The sequence below is a fragment of the Hydrogenophaga defluvii genome (assembly GCF_042665235.1).
GTDB classification, from domain to species: Bacteria; Pseudomonadota; Gammaproteobacteria; order Burkholderiales; family Burkholderiaceae_C; genus Hydrogenophaga; species Hydrogenophaga defluvii_A.
The window spans coordinates 77,468-95,068 of sequence record NZ_JBHTBZ010000024.1 but is presented as its reverse complement, the minus strand read 5'-3'; the positions used below and the strand labels follow the sequence as shown (position 1 = coordinate 95,068).

The 17,601-nt window shown below is 67.2% G+C and carries 17 protein-coding genes; 8 read left to right on the top strand and 9 right to left on the bottom strand.

From position 1 onward, the window contains the following. Positions 1–78 precede the first annotated feature (78 nt). The 5 genes from ACFQU0_RS10945 to aptA form a co-directional block, all read right to left on the bottom strand. A complete protein-coding gene (locus tag ACFQU0_RS10945; RefSeq protein ID WP_382200656.1) occupies positions 79–729 on the bottom strand; it encodes a hypothetical protein in 651 nt (216 codons plus the stop codon). 4 nt (positions 730–733) lie between these two features. Continuing rightward, positions 734–1,366 (bottom strand): glutathione S-transferase family protein, encoded by a 633-nt coding sequence (locus tag ACFQU0_RS10940; protein ID WP_382200654.1) that lies wholly within the window; start codon positions 1,364–1,366, stop codon positions 734–736. Continuing rightward, positions 1,363–2,238 (bottom strand): glutathione-dependent disulfide-bond oxidoreductase, encoded by an 876-nt coding sequence (yghU, locus tag ACFQU0_RS10935; protein WP_382200652.1) that lies wholly within the window; start codon positions 2,236–2,238, stop codon positions 1,363–1,365. Before yghU ends, ACFQU0_RS10940 begins: the two co-directional genes overlap by 4 nt. An 87-nt stretch (positions 2,239–2,325) precedes the next feature. Continuing rightward, a complete protein-coding gene (locus ACFQU0_RS10930; protein ID WP_382200650.1) occupies positions 2,326–3,825 on the bottom strand; it encodes a CoA-acylating methylmalonate-semialdehyde dehydrogenase in 1,500 nt (499 codons plus the stop codon). A gap of 11 nt (positions 3,826–3,836) precedes the next feature. Then, positions 3,837–5,189: an omega-aminotransferase AptA gene (gene aptA, locus ACFQU0_RS10925; RefSeq protein WP_382200648.1), complete on the bottom strand. Its 1,353-nt coding sequence runs from the start codon at positions 5,187–5,189 to the stop codon at positions 3,837–3,839. A gap of 87 nt (positions 5,190–5,276) precedes the next feature. Between aptA and ACFQU0_RS10920 the strand changes: the two genes are divergently transcribed. Beyond that, positions 5,277–6,212 (top strand): LysR family transcriptional regulator, encoded by a 936-nt coding sequence (locus ACFQU0_RS10920; protein ID WP_382200646.1) that lies wholly within the window; start codon positions 5,277–5,279, stop codon positions 6,210–6,212. A gap of 10 nt (positions 6,213–6,222) precedes the next feature. Here ACFQU0_RS10920 and ACFQU0_RS10915 read toward each other — a convergent pair whose 3' ends face one another. Beyond that, a complete protein-coding gene (locus ACFQU0_RS10915; RefSeq protein WP_382200644.1) occupies positions 6,223–6,954 on the bottom strand; it encodes an aspartate/glutamate racemase family protein in 732 nt (243 codons plus the stop codon). Beyond that, on the bottom strand, positions 6,951–7,802 hold the full coding sequence (locus ACFQU0_RS10910) for a FadR/GntR family transcriptional regulator (RefSeq protein ID WP_382200642.1): 852 nt from the start codon (positions 7,800–7,802) through the stop codon (positions 6,951–6,953). The genes ACFQU0_RS10915 and ACFQU0_RS10910 overlap by 4 nt, the downstream gene beginning before the upstream one ends. A 278-nt stretch (positions 7,803–8,080) precedes the next feature. On the opposite strand from ACFQU0_RS10910, the gene ACFQU0_RS10905 reads away from it, so the two are divergent. The 6 genes from ACFQU0_RS10905 to ACFQU0_RS10880 all read left to right on the top strand — a co-directional run bounded on the left by ACFQU0_RS10905 (position 8,081) and on the right by ACFQU0_RS10880 (position 14,983). Continuing rightward, on the top strand, positions 8,081–9,751 hold the full coding sequence (locus ACFQU0_RS10905; RefSeq protein ID WP_382200640.1) for an ABC transporter substrate-binding protein: 1,671 nt from the start codon (positions 8,081–8,083) through the stop codon (positions 9,749–9,751). Between the two features lie 86 nt (positions 9,752–9,837). Continuing rightward, positions 9,838–10,791: an ABC transporter permease gene (locus ACFQU0_RS10900; protein WP_382200638.1), complete on the top strand. Its 954-nt coding sequence runs from the start codon at positions 9,838–9,840 to the stop codon at positions 10,789–10,791. A 25-nt stretch (positions 10,792–10,816) separates the two neighbouring features. After that, the gene (locus ACFQU0_RS10895) at positions 10,817–11,707 is read left to right on the top strand and encodes an ABC transporter permease (protein WP_382200779.1); all 891 of its coding nucleotides are present in this window, start codon (positions 10,817–10,819) and stop codon (positions 11,705–11,707) included. Between the two features lie 11 nt (positions 11,708–11,718). Next, entirely contained in the window at positions 11,719–12,768 is a 1,050-nt protein-coding gene (locus ACFQU0_RS10890) for an ABC transporter ATP-binding protein (protein WP_382200637.1), read from the top strand. After that, on the top strand, positions 12,765–13,769 hold the full coding sequence (locus ACFQU0_RS10885) for an ABC transporter ATP-binding protein (protein WP_382200635.1): 1,005 nt from the start codon (positions 12,765–12,767) through the stop codon (positions 13,767–13,769). Before ACFQU0_RS10890 ends, ACFQU0_RS10885 begins: the two co-directional genes overlap by 4 nt. 14 nt (positions 13,770–13,783) lie before the next feature. Further along, positions 13,784–14,983 carry an amidase gene (locus tag ACFQU0_RS10880; RefSeq protein ID WP_382200634.1) on the top strand — a complete coding sequence of 400 codons (1,200 nt, stop codon included), beginning with the start codon at positions 13,784–13,786 and terminating at the stop codon, positions 14,981–14,983. Here the strand turns inward: ACFQU0_RS10880 and ACFQU0_RS10875 are convergent. Beyond that, positions 14,970–15,476: an ureidoglycolate lyase gene (locus tag ACFQU0_RS10875; protein WP_382200632.1), complete on the bottom strand. Its 507-nt coding sequence runs from the start codon at positions 15,474–15,476 to the stop codon at positions 14,970–14,972. The two genes, ACFQU0_RS10880 and ACFQU0_RS10875, sit on opposite strands and share 14 nt — an antisense overlap. 70 nt (positions 15,477–15,546) lie before the next feature. On the opposite strand from ACFQU0_RS10875, the gene ACFQU0_RS10870 reads away from it, so the two are divergent. Beyond that, on the top strand, positions 15,547–16,812 hold the full coding sequence (locus ACFQU0_RS10870) for a Zn-dependent hydrolase (RefSeq protein ID WP_382200630.1): 1,266 nt from the start codon (positions 15,547–15,549) through the stop codon (positions 16,810–16,812). 29 nt (positions 16,813–16,841) lie between these two features. Here the strand turns inward: ACFQU0_RS10870 and ACFQU0_RS10865 are convergent, their stop codons facing one another. Then, positions 16,842–17,594 (bottom strand): fumarylacetoacetate hydrolase family protein, encoded by a 753-nt coding sequence (locus ACFQU0_RS10865; protein WP_382200628.1) that lies wholly within the window; start codon positions 17,592–17,594, stop codon positions 16,842–16,844. Positions 17,595–17,601: the final 7 nt, after the last annotated feature.

Here is a 17,601-nt window from a genome sequence, read left to right as displayed (position 1 = left end):
TACCCCGGCGGCGTTTCGCGCCTTGCGCATGGCCTTTTTGACTCGCAACGCATCTCGGAAAAATAGTGTGAACAGGCCCTAGCGCAACAAGGCCTTGGCCGCGTCGATGCGCAGTGCCAGCGCAACGGCCGGATCGCGCATCACGCCGAGCAGGAACTGGCGCACTTCATCGTCCGAGGCGCGCGGTGCCGGGGCGGTGGCAGCCACAGTTGCTGCGTGTACCACGGGCTCTGCCCTCAAAGCGCGCAGGTCTTGGGCAGGGATGGGCGAGAGCCGCCCCAGCAGCTCCGCCTGCGCGTCTTCACCGGGCGGCAGGTCCAGCCAGGGCGTGTCGGCGAACACCGCCGCGAGATCGGAGGTCACGAAGGCCGACCACGCATCGGCCGCCACCTGCCGGGGCGTGGGGGGCGGGTGGCCGGCGATCCGCCGCAGGCGCTCGGGGGCGATGTCGCCCAGGTAACGTTGGCACAGGCGGCCCAGCAGGCTGTGCGCCTCGGCCGGCGGCAGCGGCTGGGCCAGCGAGAACCACAGCTGGTAGCCGTCCACCCCGTTGACCGCGATGGCCGGTGCGGGCCAGCCCAGGTCGGCCTGGACGCCCTGCCACACCTGCGCCAGGCGCGGCCAGTCAGCGGGGCGGGCCAGTTCCAGCACCACCGCGCGCACGGCGGTGTCGCCTTCACCGGGCGGCGTGCCGTACAGGCGTTCGATTTCGCTTTGCAGCCGGCTCATGGGTTCAGGCGGCGAAGGCTGGGCGCTGCGCCAGCAGGGCGCGCCAGCGTTGCACGTGTGGGTGGCGTTCGTCGGGTTTGATCTTCACCACGCGCGCGAAGTCCACCGCCACCGCGGCGGTGATGTCGGCGATGCTGAAGCGCTCGGTGGCCACGTACTCGCGCTGGGCCAGGCGGTCGTTGAGCACCACCAGAAACTGGGCCACGCGGGCCAGGCCACGCTGCGCCAACTCGGGAATCTGGGGGTAGTTCACCGGCCCGGGCAGGGCACGGCCGGCCATGGCGGGCGAGCTGTTGCGCAAGGCCTCGGCAATGGCCATCAGCCCTTCAAATTCGGCCCGCCAGTGCCAACTGGCGATCTCGGCCTTTTCCAGCGGCGTGGTGCCCATCAGCGGGGGCTCGGGGAAACGCGCTTCCAGGTAAGCGGCAATGCCCGCGTTGTCGGTCAGCACCACACCTTCGTCGGTGCGCAGCGCGGGCACGGTGCACTGCGGGTTGATGGCGCGGTAGGCCTCGCTCATTTGCTCGCCTTGCCGCAGGTCGATCATCACCGTGTCGTGTGGCACCTTTTTTTCGGCCAGCAGGAGGCGCGTGCGGCGCGGGCTGGGGGCGGTGGCGCAGTCGTAGAAGGTGATCATGTGGGCGCCTGCAGTTTGTCTTGGGTGCGGGTGTCGAAGTCGCTGGCATCGTGGCGCTCGTGCAGCTGCGTGTTCAACGGTCCGGTCACGCGGTTGACCATGCGACCGCGCTTGGCGGCGGGACGTTGTGCGATCTCGTTGGCCCAGCGCAGCACATGGGTGTGTTCGTGCACCTGCAAAAACTCGCCCGCTTCGTACAGCTGGCCTTTGGCCAGCAGGCCGTACCAGGGCCAGGTCGCCATGTCGGCGATGCTGTAGTCGTCACCGGCCAGGTAGCGGTGTTCGGTCAGGTGGCGGTCGAGCACGTCCATCTGGCGCTTGACCTCCATGGCGTAGCGGTCGATGGCGTATTCGATTTTGGTCGGTGCGTAGGCGTAGAAGTGGCCAAAGCCACCGCCCAGGAAGGGCGCACTGCCCATCTGCCAGAACAGCCACGACAGGCAGGCTGCGCGCGCCGGGCCGTCGGACGGGATGAAGGCCCCGAACTTCTCGGCCAGGTACATCAGGATGGCACCCGACTCGAACACCCGCTGGGGTGTGGGGCCGCTGCGGTCCACCAGCGCCGGGATCTTGGAGTTGGGGTTGGCGGCCACAAAGCCGCTGCCAAACTGTTCGCCATCGCGGATGCGGATCAGCCAGGCGTCGTACTCCGCGCCCTGGTGGCCGGCCGCCAGCAATTCCTCCAGCATCACCGTCACCTTCACGCCGTTGGGCGTGCCCAGCGAGTAGAGCTGCAGCGGGTGTTTGCCCACCGGCAGGTCTTTCTCAAACGTGGCGCCTGCGGTGGGGCGGTTGATGTTGGCAAACTGGCCGCCGCTGGCGGCAGGCGGCGTCCAGACGCGGGGTGGGGTGTAGGGGGTGCTTGGGCTCATGCGGTCATTGTTCAATACTTTGACCGCTTCCGCCTTGCCCGCGCTCAATCCCCAACACGCCGCCCTGGGCTTGCGGCGGTGACGGCCTCAGCGGCTTGACGGGAAGCTGAACACCGCACCTTCGCGCACACCGGCCGAGGGCCAACGCTGCGTGATGGTTTTGCGCTTGGTGTAGAAGCGCACGGCGTCGGGGCCGTAGGCGTGCAGGTCGCCAAACAGGCTGCGTTTCCAGCCGCCAAACGAGTGGTAGGCCACGGGCACCGGCAGCGGCACGTTGACGCCCACCATGCCCACCTGGATGTGGTCGGTGAAGAAACGCGCGGCCTCGCCGTCGCGGGTGAAGATGCAGGTGCCGTTGCCGTACTCGTGCGCGTCGATCAGGTCCATCGCTTCCTGCAGCGTCTGCACGCGCACCACGCCCAGCACGGGGCCAAAAATTTCTTCCTGGTATATGCGCATGCCGGGCTTGACGTGGTCAAACAGGCAGGGGCCGAGGAAGTAACCGGCTTCATGGCCGGGCACCTTGAGGCTGCGGCCATCCACCACCAGCGTGGCGCCCTCATTCACGCCTTGGTCCACGTAGCCGCGCACCTTTTCAAAATGCGCTTGGGTCACCAGCGGGCCCATGTCGCAGCTGGCTTCGGTGCCGGGCCCCACCTTCATCTTGGCGATCTCGGCGCTCAGGCCGGCGATCACCGCGTCGGCCGTGGTGTCACCCACCGCCACCACCAGCGGGATGGCCATACAACGTTCGCCACACGAGCCGTAGGCAGCGCCCATCAGCGCGCTCACCGCGTTACCGATGTCGGCATCGGGCATCACCACCGCGTGGTTTTTGGCGCCACCCAGGGCCTGCACACGTTTGCCGTGTTGGCAACCGGTGGCGTAGATGTACTCGGCAATCGGTGTGCTGCCGACAAAACTCACGGCCTTCACGCGCGGGTCGGTCAGCAGCACATCCACCGCTTCCTTGTCGCCGTTCACCACGTTGAGCACGCCCGGCGGCAGGCCGGCCTGCAGCGCCAGTTCGGCGATGTAGAGCGCGCTGCTGGGGTCGCGCTCGCTGGGCTTGAGCACAAAGGTGTTGCCACAGGCCACGGCCATGGGCCACATCCACAGCGGCACCATGGCCGGGAAGTTGAAGGGCGTGATGCCGGCGGTGACGCCCAGGGCCTGGTGTTCGCTCCACGAGTCGATGCCAGGGCCGACGTTGCGGCTGTGTTCGCCCTTGAGCAGTTCGGTCACGTAGCTGGCGTACTCCACGTTTTCGATGCCACGCTGCAGTTCGCCCAAGCTGTCGGCCAGCACCTTGCCGTGTTCGGCGGTGATGAGCGCGCAGATGGCTTCGGCGTGTTGCTCCAGCAGCACCTTGAACTGGCTCATCACGCGTGCACGCTTGAGCGGTGGCGTGTTGCGCCAGGCCGGGAAGGCCGCCTGTGCCGAGGCGATGGCCGCATCGACGGTGAGCGCGTCGGCCAACTGCACCTGGCCGCTGACGGCGCCGGTGGCGGGGTTGTAGACGGGCTGTGTGCGGGTGCCGCCATCGGTGCGGCGGCCGTTGATCAAATGGGGAATGGGGTGGCTCATGTTCAGGGGGGTCAGGCGGTGGTGTTCAAGGTGTCGCCCAAGGCGCTCACCAGGCGGTCGATCTCGGCCTGCGTGCTGATGAAGGGGGGCGCCAGTTGGATGGTGTCGCCGCCGTAGCGCACGTAGAAACCTTTGGCGTACATGGCCATGGCGATCTCATAGGGGCGCTTGGCCGGCTCGCCCGGCAGCGGGCTGATGGTGATGCCGGCGGCCAGGCCGTAGTTGCGGATGTCGGCCACGTGTTGGGCGCCGCGCAGGCCGTGCACCGCGTTCTCGAAATAGGGCGCGAGTTCGCGCACGCGCTGCACCGCGTTGTCGCTGGCCAGCAGGTCCATGGACGCCACGCCGGCCGCACACGCCACCGGGTGGGCGGAGTAGGTGTAGCCGTGCGGGAACTCCAGCATGTAGTCCGGGCCACCCTGCGCCATGAAGGTGTCGTAGACCTCCTGCTTGGCCACCACGCCGCCCAGCGGCTGTGCGCCGTTGGTGACCTGTTTGGCGAAGTTGAGCAGGTCGGGCGTGACGCCAAAGGCCTCGGCGCCGGTCCAGGCGCCCGAGCGCCCGAAGCCGCTGATGACCTCGTCAAAAATCAGCAGGATGTTGTTCGCGGTGCAAATCTCGCGCAGGCGCTGCAGGTAGCCCACGGGTGGGATGACCACACCGGCCGAACCCGAGAAGGGCTCGACGATGACGGCCGCGATGTTGGAGGCGTCGTGCAGGGCGATCAGGTCCAGCAGGTGGTCGGCCAGTTCTTGGCCGGTGGGCGGCATGCCCTTGTAAAAGCTGCCGTTGGCGGGCTGGGTGTGGGGCAGGTGGTCGGCCTCCACGCCTTGGCCAAACAACTTGCGGTTGGCCACGATGCCACCCACCGAGATGCCGCCGAAGTTGACGCCGTGGTAGCCCTTGACGCGGCCGATCAGGCGGGTTTTGCTGGCCTGACCCTTGGCGCGCCAGTAGGCGCGGGCCATCTTGAGCGAGGTGTCGGCCGACTCCGAACCCGAGCCGGTGAAGAACACGCGGTTGAGGCCAGCCGGCATGCGCTCCACAATTTTGTTGGCCAGCTCGAAGGACAGCGGGTGGCCGAACTGGAAGGCGGGGCAATAGTCCAGCGTGGCCACCTGCCGGCTCACCGCTTCGGTGATTTCTTTGCGGCCGTGACCCAGGCCACTGCACCACAGGCCCGACAGGCCGTCGAAGATCTGGCGGCCGTCGTGGCTGGTGAAGTAGGCGCCTTGGGCGGCCACGATGAGGCGCGGATCGGCCTTGAACTGGCGGTTGCCGGTGTAGGGCATCCAGTGCGTGGCGAGCCACTCGGCATCGGTGCGCACGGCGGGGTTCAGGCGCTGGCTGTCGGTCATGTCCATGGAAGGCTCCGGTTGGGGGATGGTGCGATTCTGGGCACCCGTGTTAGTCTTGAAAATGACAACTTATCTCAGCTTGGTTGAAGTTTTATGCAAGTGAAAACCGTGGCGCCCAACGCGCACAAGTTGGGGCAACTCAGCGATGCCGACCTGCGCTTGCTGCGCGTCTTCAAGGCCGTGGTGGACTGCGGCGGCATGGCGTCGGCCGAGCTGGAGCTGAACCTGGCCATGTCGACCATCAGCCGACATGTGAAGGACCTGGAAACGCGCCTGGGCCTGGTCTTGTGTCGGCGTGGCCGCGCCGGGTTTGCGCTCACGCCCGAGGGCGAGCAGATCTACGCCGCCACCGAGCAGTTGTTGGCCGCGACAGACGCTTTCCGCAGCAGCCTGCACGACGTGCACCGGCGGCTGGGCGGTGACCTGCACGTGGCGGTGTTCGAAAAAACCGTCAGCAACCCGCAGGCCCACATCGCGCAGGCGGTGGCGGCGTTTCGCCAGCAGGCGCCGCAGGTCACGCTGCACATGCACGTGGGCACCATCGCCATGATCGAGCGCGGAGTCATCGACGGCCAGTACCACCTGGGCATCATCCCCGAACACCGACGCTCGGACAGCCTGAGCTACGACCCGTTGTTTGACGAGACCATGTACCTGTACGCCGGCCAAGGGCACCCGTGGTTTGGTGACGCCACTGGCCGCCACGGCTGGGCCGATCTGCGCCGCCAGGACCTTGCCGCGCTGGGTTACCACTCGCCCAACATGGCGCTCACGCACGAGCGCCGGCTGGAGCGCGCCGCCACCGCCAGCGACCAGGAGGCCGTGGCCACGTTGGTGTTGTCAGGTGCTTACGTGGGCTTCTTGCCCGACCATTACGCGCAGGCCTTTGTGGCCGCCGGCCGCATGCGCGCGGTGGCACCACGCACCTTGTTTTACCGCTGCAGCTTTGCCAGCATCTGCCGGCGGGCGCCTGCGCCTTTGCGGGTGGCCGACACCTTTCGACAGGCCTTGTTGCAAGCCCACCGTTGAAGCCCTTGCTTCACCAGCGCAGGCCGCTGGCCCAGCCCACAAAAGGCTTGGGCAGCGGTGGTGCGTAGTCGCCGTGTTTGCTGGTGCGCAGGCCCAGGCCCACCAGCGCCTCGGCAAATTTCACCGCCACCGCCACCCCGTCGATCACCGGCACGCCCAGGCGGTGGCTCAAGGTGGCGCACAGCGGCGCCATGCCGGCGCAGCCCAGCACGATGGCGCCGCTGCGGTCGCGCGCAAGGGCGTCGCGCGCGGCTTCTTCGATCTGCTGCAGCGTCTCAACGCCACAGCCCTCCAGGTCCAGCACCGGGATGTCGGTGCCGTGCACGCCCCGGCAGTGCTGGTCGGCGCCGTAACGCTGCAACAGGCGCTCGGCCATGATGCAGGTGCGCGTCAGGGTGGTGACCACCGAAAAGCCGGTGGCCAACATGCCGGCCGCGTGAAAGGCCGCTTCCGCGATGCCCAACACGGGCGCTTCCGTGGCTTCGCGTGCGGCTTCCAGGCCAGGATCGCCAAAACAGGCGATCACGACCGCGTCGGGCCGCCACGCTGCCGCCAGCCGCACCTGTTCCGCCACGCCGGCCGCGGCAAAGGCCTCGTCGTAATGCGACTCGATGGACACCGGACCAAAGCTGGGCTGCACCGCCACGATTTCGGTACCGGGCGTGGCCACCGCCCGTGCGGCCACCGCGATGGCGTCGGTCATCGCTTGTGTGGTGTTGGGGTTGATCAGCAGCAGTTTCATGTGGGGGCTTTTTTGCGGGTGGTGGTGGCGGCAGCCGGGGTTGCACGTGCCGTGCCAGCGCTCGTTTTGGCGGCGGCGGGCCGGCGGGTGCCCTCGGTGTCCAGGATCAGTCGGCCCTGGATGCGGCCTTTCATGCGCTTGACGCTGGCCGCCGCATCGCGCATGTGCTCGCTCATCAGGCGGCGCACCTCGTCGGCGTCGCGTGCGCGGGCCGCGTTCAGGATGTCGCGGTGGAAGTCGGCGTTGACTTCGCCAAAGCGCCGGTGCTCCGACAAGGGCGTGCGGTTGCCGTAGACGATCAGCTCGCGAATCATCTCGTTGATGATCTCGCAGGTGAAGCGCAGAAAGGGGTTGGGGCTGGCGGCGGCCAGGATGTCGTGGAAATGCACGTCCTCGCGCCGCTGGCTGAGCAGGTCTTCCGCGCTTTGTGTGGGGTCGCAGCAGCTGATGCTGTGCTCCAGCGCGTGGAAGTGTTCTTCGGTCAGGTGGGGCACGGCGCTGGCGGCCAGCTCCGGCTCCAGCATCTGGCGCACGGTGTAGATGTGGTCGATGGTCACGTCCTGGAAGAACAGGTAGTTCTGCATGAACTGCAGGGTGCGGTTGAGTGGCACCTCGGCGATGGTGCCGCCGCCACTGGGGCCGGTGGAAATCTTCACCAGCCCTTGCACCTCCAGCGATTTCAGCGCCTCGCGGATGGTGCCCTTGCTCACCTCGAACTGCTGCTGCAACTCGATTTCGCGCGGCAGCTTGTCGCCCGGGTTGAGGTTGCGCTCGGTGATCAGGCGTTTGATTTCCTCGGCCACCAGATCGGACCGCTTGAGTTGTTTGATGCCCCGCTGTTCGGGCATGGTCCTTGCCATGTACGCCTCGACTTTCTTGGTTCCTGTGCCGCCATTGTCAGCGCTTCACCGCCTTGGTGCGCTCCGCACCGCAACGGCGTGGCGCCTGCACCAAGCTAGGGTTTGCACTGAAAAGTTTAATCCTATTTATATGTATAAATGCAATAAATAGACCCGTTGAAAGTTGGCACGCTGTCTGCTTACGGGTTGGTGCCGAGTGTGTTCCGTGACCCGTTGCCTGCACACATGCAAGCGTTCTGCCCTTTCCACTTCAATGGAGTCTGTTCATGAGCAAGTTGTCCCCGTTGCCCCGTTTTGCCCCCAAGGCCTTGCAGCTCGCGCTGGCCGCTGGCGTGTTGTCGCTGGCCACCGCCCAAGGCGCTCTGGCGCAGGAAAAGGTGCTGCGCATCGCCATGACGGCGGCCGACATCCCGCGCACCCTGGGTCAGCCTGACCAGGGTTTCGAGGGCAACCGTTTCACCGGTATCCCCATGTTTGATGCGTTGACCCACTTCGACCTGTCCAAGGCCGATGCGCCCAGCGTGCTGATCCAGGGCCTGGCCACCTCGTGGGCGGTGGACGCCAAGGACAAGACCAAGTGGGTGTTCAAGCTGCGCCCGGGGGTCAAGTTCCATGACGGGTCCGACTTCAACGCGGATGCCGTGGTGTGGAACGTGCAAAAGGTGTTGGACAAAGACGCGGTGCATTTCGACGCCAGCCAGGTGGGTGTGACCGCCTCGCGCATGCCCACGCTGCGCACCGCCCGCAAGATCGACAACCTCACGGTGGAGCTGACCACGAGCGAGCCCGATGCCTTCCTGCCGCTGAATCTGACCAACCTGTTCATGGCCTCGCCGGCACACTGGCAGAAGAAGTTCGAGGCCGCAGCCGGCGCCACCCCGGCCGACAAGGCCAAGAACGCCTGGACCGCCTTTGCCGCCGATGCGTCCGGCACCGGCCCGTTCAAGATGGCGCGTTTTGTGCCGCGCGAGCGCCTGGAGCTGGTGGCCAACAAAACCTACTGGGACCCCAAACGCACCACCAAGCTCGACCGCGTGGTGCTGGTGCCCATGCCTGAGGCCAATGCCCGCACGGCCGCACTGCTGTCGGGCCAGGTGGACTGGATCGAGGCGCCCGCGCCCGATGCCATGCCGCAGATCACCAGCCGCGGCTTCAAGATCTACAGCAACGCGCAGCCACACGTGTGGCCCTGGCAGCTGTCGTTTGCCGAGGGCTCGCCCTGGCTGGACAAACGTGTGCGCCACGCCGCCAACCTGTGTGTGGACCGCGAGGGCATGAAAACCATGTTGGGCGGCATGATGGCCGTGCCCAAGGGCACCGTGCCGCCGGGCCACCCGTGGTGGGGCAACCCCAAGTTCGACATCAAATACGACGTGAAGGCCGCGCAGGCCCTCATGACGCAGGCCGGCCACAGCGCGGCCAAGCCGCTCAAGGTCAAGGTGCAGATCTCGGCGTCCGGCTCGGGCCAGATGCAGCCGTTGCCCATGAACGAGTTTGTGCAGCAGTCGCTCAAGCAGTGTTTCTTCGATGTCGAGTTCGACGTCATCGAGTGGAACACCCTGTTCACCAACTGGCGCCGTGGCGCCAAGGACCCGACCGCCAACGGTGCGCACGCCATCAACGTGAGCTACGCGGCCATGGACCCCTTCTTTGGGCTGGTGCGCTTCACCAGCACCAAGACCTTCCCGCCGGTGTCCAACAACTGGGGCCATTTCGGCAACGCCGAGTTCGACAAGCTGATCGCCGACGCGCGCAACAACTTCGACGACAAGGCGCGTGATGAGGCGCTGGCCAAGCTGCACGCCCGCATCGTGGAAGAGGCGCCGTTTGTGTGGATCGCGCACGACGTGGGGCCGCGCGCCATGAGCGCCAAGGTCAAGGGCGTGGTGCAGCCGCGCAGCTGGTTCATCGACCTCGCGCCGGTCTCCGTCGACTGACCCTGGCCTCGAACTGGCTTGTGTGCGGTGCCTCGGCAACGGGGCGCCGCCGGCCTGGTTTTTTTGTCTGAATCTGGAGCCGGTCCATGATTGGATTTCTGTTGCGCCGTCTGGTCTACACCCTGCCCATCATGCTGGGTGTGGCCTTGGTGTGTTTTGCCCTGGTGCACCTCTCGCCTGGCGATCCACTGGTGTCCATCCTGCCGCCCGATGCGTCGCAGGAGCTGCAGGAGCAGCTCATCGAGCTCTACGGTTTCAACCGCTCCTACCCCGAGCAGTTTGCAAGCTGGGTGTGGCGTGCCTTGCAGGGGGACCTGGGCACCTCCATCGCGTCCGGCCGTGCGGTGGCGGAGGAGGTGCTGCGCGCCGTGGGCAACACGCTGCGCCTGGCGGTGCTGGCCACACTCATCGGTTTTGTGATGGGGTGTCTGTTCGGTTTTGTGGCCGGCTATTTTCAGAACTCCTGGCTCGACAAAGCCGCGTCCCTCACCTCGGTGCTCGGCGTGAGCGTGCCGCACTACTGGCTGGGCATGGTGCTGGTCATCGTGTTCTCGTCCATCCTCATGTGGTTGCCCCCGGGCGGTGCTGGCCCCGGTGGCTCGGGCGACTGGGTGTGGGACTGGGAACATTTCAAACACATGATCCTGCCGGCGGTGACCATGAGCGTGATCCCTATGGGCATCATCGCGCGCACCGTGCGGGCCCTGGTGGCCGACATCCTGGCACAAGAGTTCATCGTGGGCCTGCGCGCCAAGGGGCTCACCGACCTGGGCGTGTTCAAACATGTGGTGAAGAACGCCGCACCCACCGCGCTCGCGGTGATGGGCCTGCAGCTGGGCTACCTGCTGGGCGGCTCCATCCTGATCGAGACCGTGTTCTCCTGGCCGGGCACCGGTTTCCTGCTCAACGCCGCCATCTTCCAGCGCGACCTGCCGCTGCTGCAGGGAACCATCCTGGTACTGGCCATGTTCTTCGTGGTGCTCAACCTGGTGGTGGACGTGATCCAGACCCTGCTCGACCCGCGCATCGCTCGCGCCTGATCCCTCATCTGGAAAGACAGACATGATGCAAATTGCCGTCGATGCCAGCAAGGTGCCGGCCGTCACGTTCGAGCGTTCGCCCGGCTACTGGCAGACCGTGGGCCGGCGTTTCCTCAAAGACAAGGTGGCCGTGGGCGCTGCCGTGGTCGTGTTGTTGCTGCTGTTGCTGGCGGTGTTCGGCTCGCTGCTCACGCCCAGCGACCCCTACGCCTCGTCCATGCTCAAGCGCCTCAAGCCCATTGGCTTTGAAGGCCATCCGCTGGGCACCGACGAACTCGGGCGCGACATGCTCTCGCGCCTGATGGTGGGCGCGCGCCTGTCGCTGTTCATGGGCATCACACCCGTCATCTGCGCCTTTGTGCTGGGCTCGCTCATCGGCATCACCGCCGGCTACGCGGGTGGCCGCCTCAACAGCGTCATGATGCGCACCATCGACGTGTTCTACGCCTTTCCCTCGGTGCTGCTGGCCATTGCGCTGTCGGGCGCGCTGGGCGCGGGCATCACCAACTCGCTGATCTCGTTGACCATCGTGTTCATCCCGCCGATTGCGCGGGTGGCCGAAAGTGTGACCACACAAATCCGTGGGCGCGATTTCGTGGACGCTGCGCGCGCCTCGGGCGCCAACGCCTTCACCATCGTGCGGGTGCACGTGCTGGGCAACGTGCTGGGGCCCATCTTCGTGTACGCCACCAGCCTGATTGCGGTCAGCATGATCCTGGCCTCGGGCCTGAGCTTTCTGGGCCTGGGCGTCAAGCCGCCCGAGCCCGAATGGGGGCTGATGCTCAACACGCTGCGCACCGCTATTTACGTTCAGCCCTGGATCGCGGCGCTGCCGGGCGCGATGATCTTCATCACCTCGATCACCTTCAACCTCCTGGCCGACGGTTTGCGTGCGGCCATGGAAATCAAACAGTGAGGGCCACCACCATGCCTTTGACCAACGTGGATGTGGGCGGGCCCAAACAGCCCTTGCTCAGCGTGCGCGGGCTGACCAAACATTTCCCGCTCAAAAAGGACGTGCTGGGCCGCGGCGGCGGTGTGGTGCGCGCCGTGGATGGGATTGACTTCGATGTGCTCAAGGGCGAGACCCTGGGTGTGGTGGGCGAGTCGGGTTGTGGCAAGTCCACCACCGCACGCCTGCTCATGCAACTCATCGCGCCCGACCGGGGCGAGATCGTGTTCGATGGCCAGACCGTGGGTGGCGCGGCCCTGCCGCTCAAGCAGTTCCGGCGCCAGACGCAGATGGTGTTCCAAGACAGCTACGCCTCGCTCAACCCACGCCTGACCATGGAAGACTCCATCGCCTTTGCCCCGCAGGTGCACGGGGTGTCGCGCCGCGAGGCGGTGGAGCGAGCGCGCGACCTGCTGGCCCGCGTGGGCCTGGAGCCACACCGCTTTGCCGAGCGTTATCCCCACGAGTTGTCCGGCGGCCAGCGCCAGCGCGTCAACATCGCCCGCGCGCTGGCCTTGCAGTCGCGCCTCATCATCCTGGACGAAGCGGTGTCCGCGCTCGACAAGTCGGTGGAAGCCCAGGTGCTCAACCTGCTGCTCGACCTCAAGGACGAGTTTGGCCTGACCTACGTTTTCATCAGCCACGACCTCAACGTGGTGCGCTACATGAGCGACCGCGTGATGGTGATGTACCTGGGCCAGGTGGCCGAGATTGGCGACAGCGAAACCCTGTTCGACCACCCGGCCCACCCCTACACGCAGGCGCTGTTGTCGTCCATCCCGTCCATGGACCCGGACCACCGCACCGAAACCCCGCCGCTGGCCGGTGACCCGCCCAACCCCATCAACCCGCCCTCGGGCTGCCGCTTCCACACCCGCTGTGCCAGCGCCGAACCGATGTGCTCACAGCGCATGCCCAGCCTGGCCCCAGCCGCCCACGGCCAGATCGTGTCGTGCTGGAAACACGTGGCGGGCAGCGGCCACACCGCCGCACCCGTTGGCGAAGCGCTGAAGGAGGCCGCATGAACACGCCCCAGGAACGCCCTTTTGTGGACGTGCGCAACCTGCGCATCACCTTCACCGGCGGCAAGAAGCCGGTCGAGGCTGTCAACGGTGTGGACCTGAAGGTCAAGCGCGGCGAAGTGGTGGCGCTGATCGGCGAGTCCGGCTCGGGCAAAAGCGTCACGCTGCGCAGCCTGCTGCGCCTGCACCCGGCCGCACGCACCCGCATCGAAGGCGAGATGCGCGTGGGCGAGCAGGACGTGCTCCAGCTCGGCACCCGTGAGCTGGTCAACTACCGGGGCAAGGTCGCCTCCATGATTTTTCAGGAGCCCTTGCTCGCACTCGACCCGGTGTATTCGGTGGGCGCGCAGATCGTGGAGTCCATCCGCCGGCACGGCAACGTGAGCGCGGCCGAAGCGCACCAGCGTGCGCTGCAACTGTTTGAGCGCGTGCGCATTCCCAGCCCGGAGCGGCGCTTGCAAGCCTACCCACATGAGATGTCGGGCGGCATGCGCCAGCGCGCCATGATCGCGCTGGCCCTGGCCAACCGGCCCCAGCTGTTGTTGGCCGACGAGCCCACCACCGCGCTCGACGCCACCGTGCAAATCCAGATCCTGCTGTTGTTGCGCGAGCTGCAGCGCGAGCTGGGCCTGTCGGTCATCTTCGTCACCCACGACATCGGTGCCGCCGTGGAGGTGGCCGACCGCATTGCCGTGATGTACGCCGGGCGCATCGTGGAAGAGGGCCCGGCCGCCACCCTGCTGCGCGCGCCCCGCCACCCCTACACGCTGGCGTTGCTCAAGAGCCGCGCCGATGGTGCCCTGGCCAAAGGCACACGCCTGGAAACCATCTCAGGCTCGCCACCCGACCTCACCGCCTTGCCCACGGGTTGCGCCTTCGCGGCGCGCTGCAAGATGGCGCAGCCCGCCTGCGAGGCCAGCCGCCCCGACGTCACCTGGCTTGAAGCTGGCCACAGCGTGCGCTGCCTGCGCGTGGCCGACACCCTGGTCCCGTCCCCGGTTTGAAAGACACCCCCGCCATGTTCGAAGCCCACACCGACGTCTTGCACGACCCCGCCCACGCCTTCATGCCTTACCCCAAGGCACCGGTGCCCCACGCCGGCACTGGGCCTTTGGCGGGGCTGAGCTTTGGCGTCAAGGACCTTTTCCACGTAGCGGGTTACCCCACCAGCGGTGGGCAACCCTTGCTGTTGGCGCTCTCCGGTACCCAGACGCGCACAGCGCCCACGGTGCAACGCCTGCTCGATGCAGGCGCGCGTTTTGCCGGCAAGACACTCACCGACGAACTGGCCTTCTCCATGAATGGCCAGAACGCGCACTTTGGCTCGCCCATCAACGGCGCCGCGCCCGACCGCATCGCCGGCGGGTCGTCCTGCGGGTCGGCCTCGGCCGTGTCGAATGGGTTGTGCGACTTTGCGCTGGGCACCGACACCGGTGGCTCGGTGCGCGCGCCGGCCAGCCATTGTGGCTTGGTGGGCCTGCGCCCCACCCATGGCCGTGTGAGCCTGGAGGGGGCGCTCGACTTGGCGCCCAGCCAGGACACCTGCGGCTGGTTCACCCGCGACGTGCCCACCTTCGCACGCGTGGCCGATGTGCTGCTGGGCGAAGACGCCACGCCCCTGCCGGATGTGGTGCGGCTGCTGGCCCCCGCCGACCTGTGGGCCTTGCCCACGCCTGCAGCGCTCAAAGCCTACAAGCCCGCACGTGCGCAGGTGGACGCGGCTTTGGGCAAGGCGCGTGCGGCCAAGGTGGTGCTGGATGACCTGGACGCCATGTACTGGAGCTTCCGCTACATCCAGGGCTTCGAGTCGTGGAAGGTGGACGGTGCTTTCATCCGCCGCTTCGCGCCCCCGCTGGGGCTGGGCGTGTCGCAACGTTTTGCCTGGGCGCGTGAGGTGAGCGACCAGCAAGTGGCGCAGGCCCGCGCCTTCCGCGACCGCTTCCGCGCCCACTTGGCGCAGCTGCTGGGCCGCGACGGCGTGCTGGTGTTGCCCACCATGCCCGACATCGCGCCCTTGGTGAACGAGCCCGAAGCCGCGTTGGAGGACTACCGCAACCGCGCCATCCGCCTGTTGTGTGTGACTGGCTTGTCGGGTTTTCCGCAGCTGTCGCTGCCGCTGGCCGGCCGCAGCGGTGCGCCGCTGGGCCTCTCCTTGTTGGGGCCCGCCGGCAGCGATCGCAGCCTGGTGCGCCTGGCCGAGCGCATCACCGCAGCGTGAGTCCGTCGCAGCGCAGCGTCACCGGATCCGCCAGATGTTGCACCTCGCAGTCCACCGCGTCGCCTTGGCGTTCGAGCACCACAAAGTCGCCGTCGTCCAGCGCGATCAGCGGGTGGTGCCAGGTGCCGGCGTTCAAGGTGAAACCTTGGTGGCCGGCCACCACAAAGGCGGCCAGCGAGGCCGGGTCGGGCGCATGCTCACCCACAGCCACCAGCACGATGCACCGCGCGCCCTGCAGGGGCACGAAGCTTTGCGAGCCCAGGCGGTGGCGCTCCAGCTCGTGCCACGGGCCCTGAGGTGCCTGCGCCCGTGCGCGGAACACCGCGAGCACCGGGTTCCCATCCTGGGCTCGCAAGTCCAGCGTGCCGGGCACGTCCACCCGCTGGCTGCTGCCGTGGTTGATGGGGCGGCGGGCGCCGTGCGCGCCCGAGATCACAAAGCCGTAGGGCGCAAAGGCCTCGGGTGTCAGGGTTTGAGGGTCAAGCGGCAACATCGTTTTATTCCTGCGCTGTCATGGCTTGCATTCTCCATGCCAGCGCGCCTGTTCAGTTGAAGGTTCAGCCATGTCACACACCACCGCCACCGTTTCCGATACCCATGCCCTGCGCGTCAACGGCGAACGCCTGTGGCAATCGCTGATGGACTTGGCCCGCATCGGCGGCACCGACAAGGGCGGCGTGTGCCGCCTCGCGCTCACCGACCTCGACCGCCAGGGCCGCGACCTGGTGGTGGGCTGGGCGCGCGCCGCCGGCATGTCCGTCACCGTGGACCAGATTGGCAACGTGTTCATGCGCCGCCCCGGGCGCAACATCGCCTTGCCGCCTGTCATGACCGGCAGCCATATCGACACCCAGCCCACCGGCGGCAAGTTCGACGGCAACTACGGCGTGTTGGCCGGGCTGGAGGTGGTGCGCACCCTCAACGACCACGGCATCGAAACCGAAGCGCCCATCGAGGTGGTCTTCTGGACCAACGAGGAAGGCTCGCGTTTTGTGCCGGTGATGATGGGCTCGGGCGTGTTCGCGGGCGCGTTCAGTCTGGAACATGCCTACGCCGCCACCGACAGCGAGGGCAAGACGGTGCGTGAGGAGTTGGCCCGCATCGGCTACATCGGCGACGAGGTGCCGGGGCAACACCCGATCGGCGCCTACTTCGAGGCCCACATCGAACAGGGGCCGGTGCTGGAAGACGCCGGTGTGACCATCGGCGTGGTGGGAGGCGTGCTGGGCATCCGCTGGTTCGATTGCACCGTGACCGGCATGGAGGCGCACGCCGGCCCCACGCCCATGGCTTTGCGCAAGGACGCCATGCAGGTGGCCGCGCAACTCATGCAGGAGGTGGTGGCTTCAGCCCTGCGCCACGGCCCACACGGGCGCGGCACCGTGGGCATGGTGCGCGTGTTTCCCAACAGCCGCAACGTCATCCCCGGGCAGGTCACGTTCAGCATCGACCTGCGCAACGCCACCGATGCGCTGGTGGACCAGCAGGCCGACGAGGTCAAGGCGTTTGCTTCGCGGCTGAGCGCATCGACGGGCTTGCCCATCACCATCCAACCGGTGTCCAGCTACCCGGCCCAGGTGTTCGATGCTGGCTGTGTGGCGGCCATTGGCGAGGCCGCGCAGCGGCTGGGTTACTCGCACATGCCTGCCGTCTCTGGTGCGGGCCATGACGCGGTGTACGCCGCGCGGCTGGCGCCCACCGGCATGATCTTCATCCCTTGCAAGGACGGCATCAGCCACAACGAAATCGAGGATGCCCAGCCGGCCCATATCACCGCCGGGGCCGATGTGCTGCTGCAGGTGATGTTGGCGCGGGCGGGCGCGGTCTGATGTGAGCGTGCGCAGGCGGTTCAGCGCCCTCAGAGCTGCACCGTTGCCTCGCCAATGCCTTCAAAGCGCACGCGCACGGCATCGCCCGCCTGGGCCAGCGGCAGGCCACACCAGGTGCCGGTGGTGACCACCGTGCCGGCTGGCAGCACTGCGCCGCCGCGCGTGGCGTGCTGAAGCCAGGGGGGCAGCAGCCATGTGGGGTCGCCCAGTGAGTGGGTGCCGGTGAAAACCTGCCGCTGCGCGCCGATTTGCAGCTCGCAGCGCTGTTTCATCCAGTCCACGGCCCGAAAGGGCTGCCACGCACCCAGCACGAGGGCTCCGTGTGATTGCAGGTCGGCCAGCTTGTGCAGGGCCGGGGCCTGCAGCGCCTGGGCCCAGCGTGAATCGACCAGTTCGATGCTCACCGCCATGGCATCGACAAGCGCGGGAGCAGCCTCGGGTGTCAGGCTTTGCGCCAGCGCCGCGTCCACGTCTTGCCCCAGGCGCAGGGCAATCTCGGCCTCGATGCCACGCCAATGGAAAGACCACGCGCGCGCGTCGGCCGGGCTGGCCCACACGCCGGCCGCAGGCAGCGGGGCGTGGGTCAGGGTGGCGTCGCGGCCCGGTCCGCCCGATTTCCAGTGGCGGGCGGGCGGGCCGCTGTCCCAGCCCATGGCCTGCGCCACCAGGGCCTGCACACGGTAGGCCTGGGCGGCGTCCGCGATGGCGACGCTGGTGGCGTCGGCCACCTGGCCGCTGCGGCGGGCTTCGATCAGGGTTTGTGCGATGAGGTCGTCGGTCATGGTCAGT

What these genes read in the sequence shown, in the direction of transcription:
- ACFQU0_RS10930 (WP_382200650.1), bottom strand. Translation starts at nt 3,825, where the DNA reads ATGAGCCACCCCATTCCCCATTTGATCAACGGCCGCCGCACCGATGGC.
- ACFQU0_RS10885 (WP_382200635.1), top strand. Translation starts at nt 12,765, where the DNA reads ATGAACACGCCCCAGGAACGCCCTTTTGTGGACGTGCGCAACCTGCGC.
- ACFQU0_RS10905 (WP_382200640.1), top strand. Translation starts at nt 8,081, where the DNA reads ATGAGCAAGTTGTCCCCGTTGCCCCGTTTTGCCCCCAAGGCCTTGCAG.
- ACFQU0_RS10920 (WP_382200646.1), top strand. Translation starts at nt 5,277, where the DNA reads ATGCAAGTGAAAACCGTGGCGCCCAACGCGCACAAGTTGGGGCAACTC.
- ACFQU0_RS10865 (WP_382200628.1), bottom strand. Translation starts at nt 17,594, where the DNA reads ATGACCGACGACCTCATCGCACAAACCCTGATCGAAGCCCGCCGCAGC.
- ACFQU0_RS10915 (WP_382200644.1), bottom strand. Translation starts at nt 6,954, where the DNA reads ATGAAACTGCTGCTGATCAACCCCAACACCACACAAGCGATGACCGAC.
- ACFQU0_RS10880 (WP_382200634.1), top strand. Translation starts at nt 13,784, where the DNA reads ATGTTCGAAGCCCACACCGACGTCTTGCACGACCCCGCCCACGCCTTC.
- ACFQU0_RS10945 (WP_382200656.1), bottom strand. Translation starts at nt 729, where the DNA reads ATGAGCCGGCTGCAAAGCGAAATCGAACGCCTGTACGGCACGCCGCCC.
- ACFQU0_RS10895 (WP_382200779.1), top strand. Translation starts at nt 10,817, where the DNA reads ATGCAAATTGCCGTCGATGCCAGCAAGGTGCCGGCCGTCACGTTCGAG.
- ACFQU0_RS10940 (WP_382200654.1), bottom strand. Translation starts at nt 1,366, where the DNA reads ATGATCACCTTCTACGACTGCGCCACCGCCCCCAGCCCGCGCCGCACG.
- ACFQU0_RS10875 (WP_382200632.1), bottom strand. Translation starts at nt 15,476, where the DNA reads ATGTTGCCGCTTGACCCTCAAACCCTGACACCCGAGGCCTTTGCGCCC.
- yghU (WP_382200652.1), bottom strand. Translation starts at nt 2,238, where the DNA reads ATGAGCCCAAGCACCCCCTACACCCCACCCCGCGTCTGGACGCCGCCT.
- ACFQU0_RS10890 (WP_382200637.1), top strand. Translation starts at nt 11,719, where the DNA reads ATGCCTTTGACCAACGTGGATGTGGGCGGGCCCAAACAGCCCTTGCTC.
- ACFQU0_RS10870 (WP_382200630.1), top strand. Translation starts at nt 15,547, where the DNA reads ATGTCACACACCACCGCCACCGTTTCCGATACCCATGCCCTGCGCGTC.
- aptA (WP_382200648.1), bottom strand. Translation starts at nt 5,189, where the DNA reads ATGGACATGACCGACAGCCAGCGCCTGAACCCCGCCGTGCGCACCGAT.
- ACFQU0_RS10900 (WP_382200638.1), top strand. Translation starts at nt 9,838, where the DNA reads ATGATTGGATTTCTGTTGCGCCGTCTGGTCTACACCCTGCCCATCATG.
- ACFQU0_RS10910 (WP_382200642.1), bottom strand. Translation starts at nt 7,802, where the DNA reads ATGCCCGAACAGCGGGGCATCAAACAACTCAAGCGGTCCGATCTGGTG.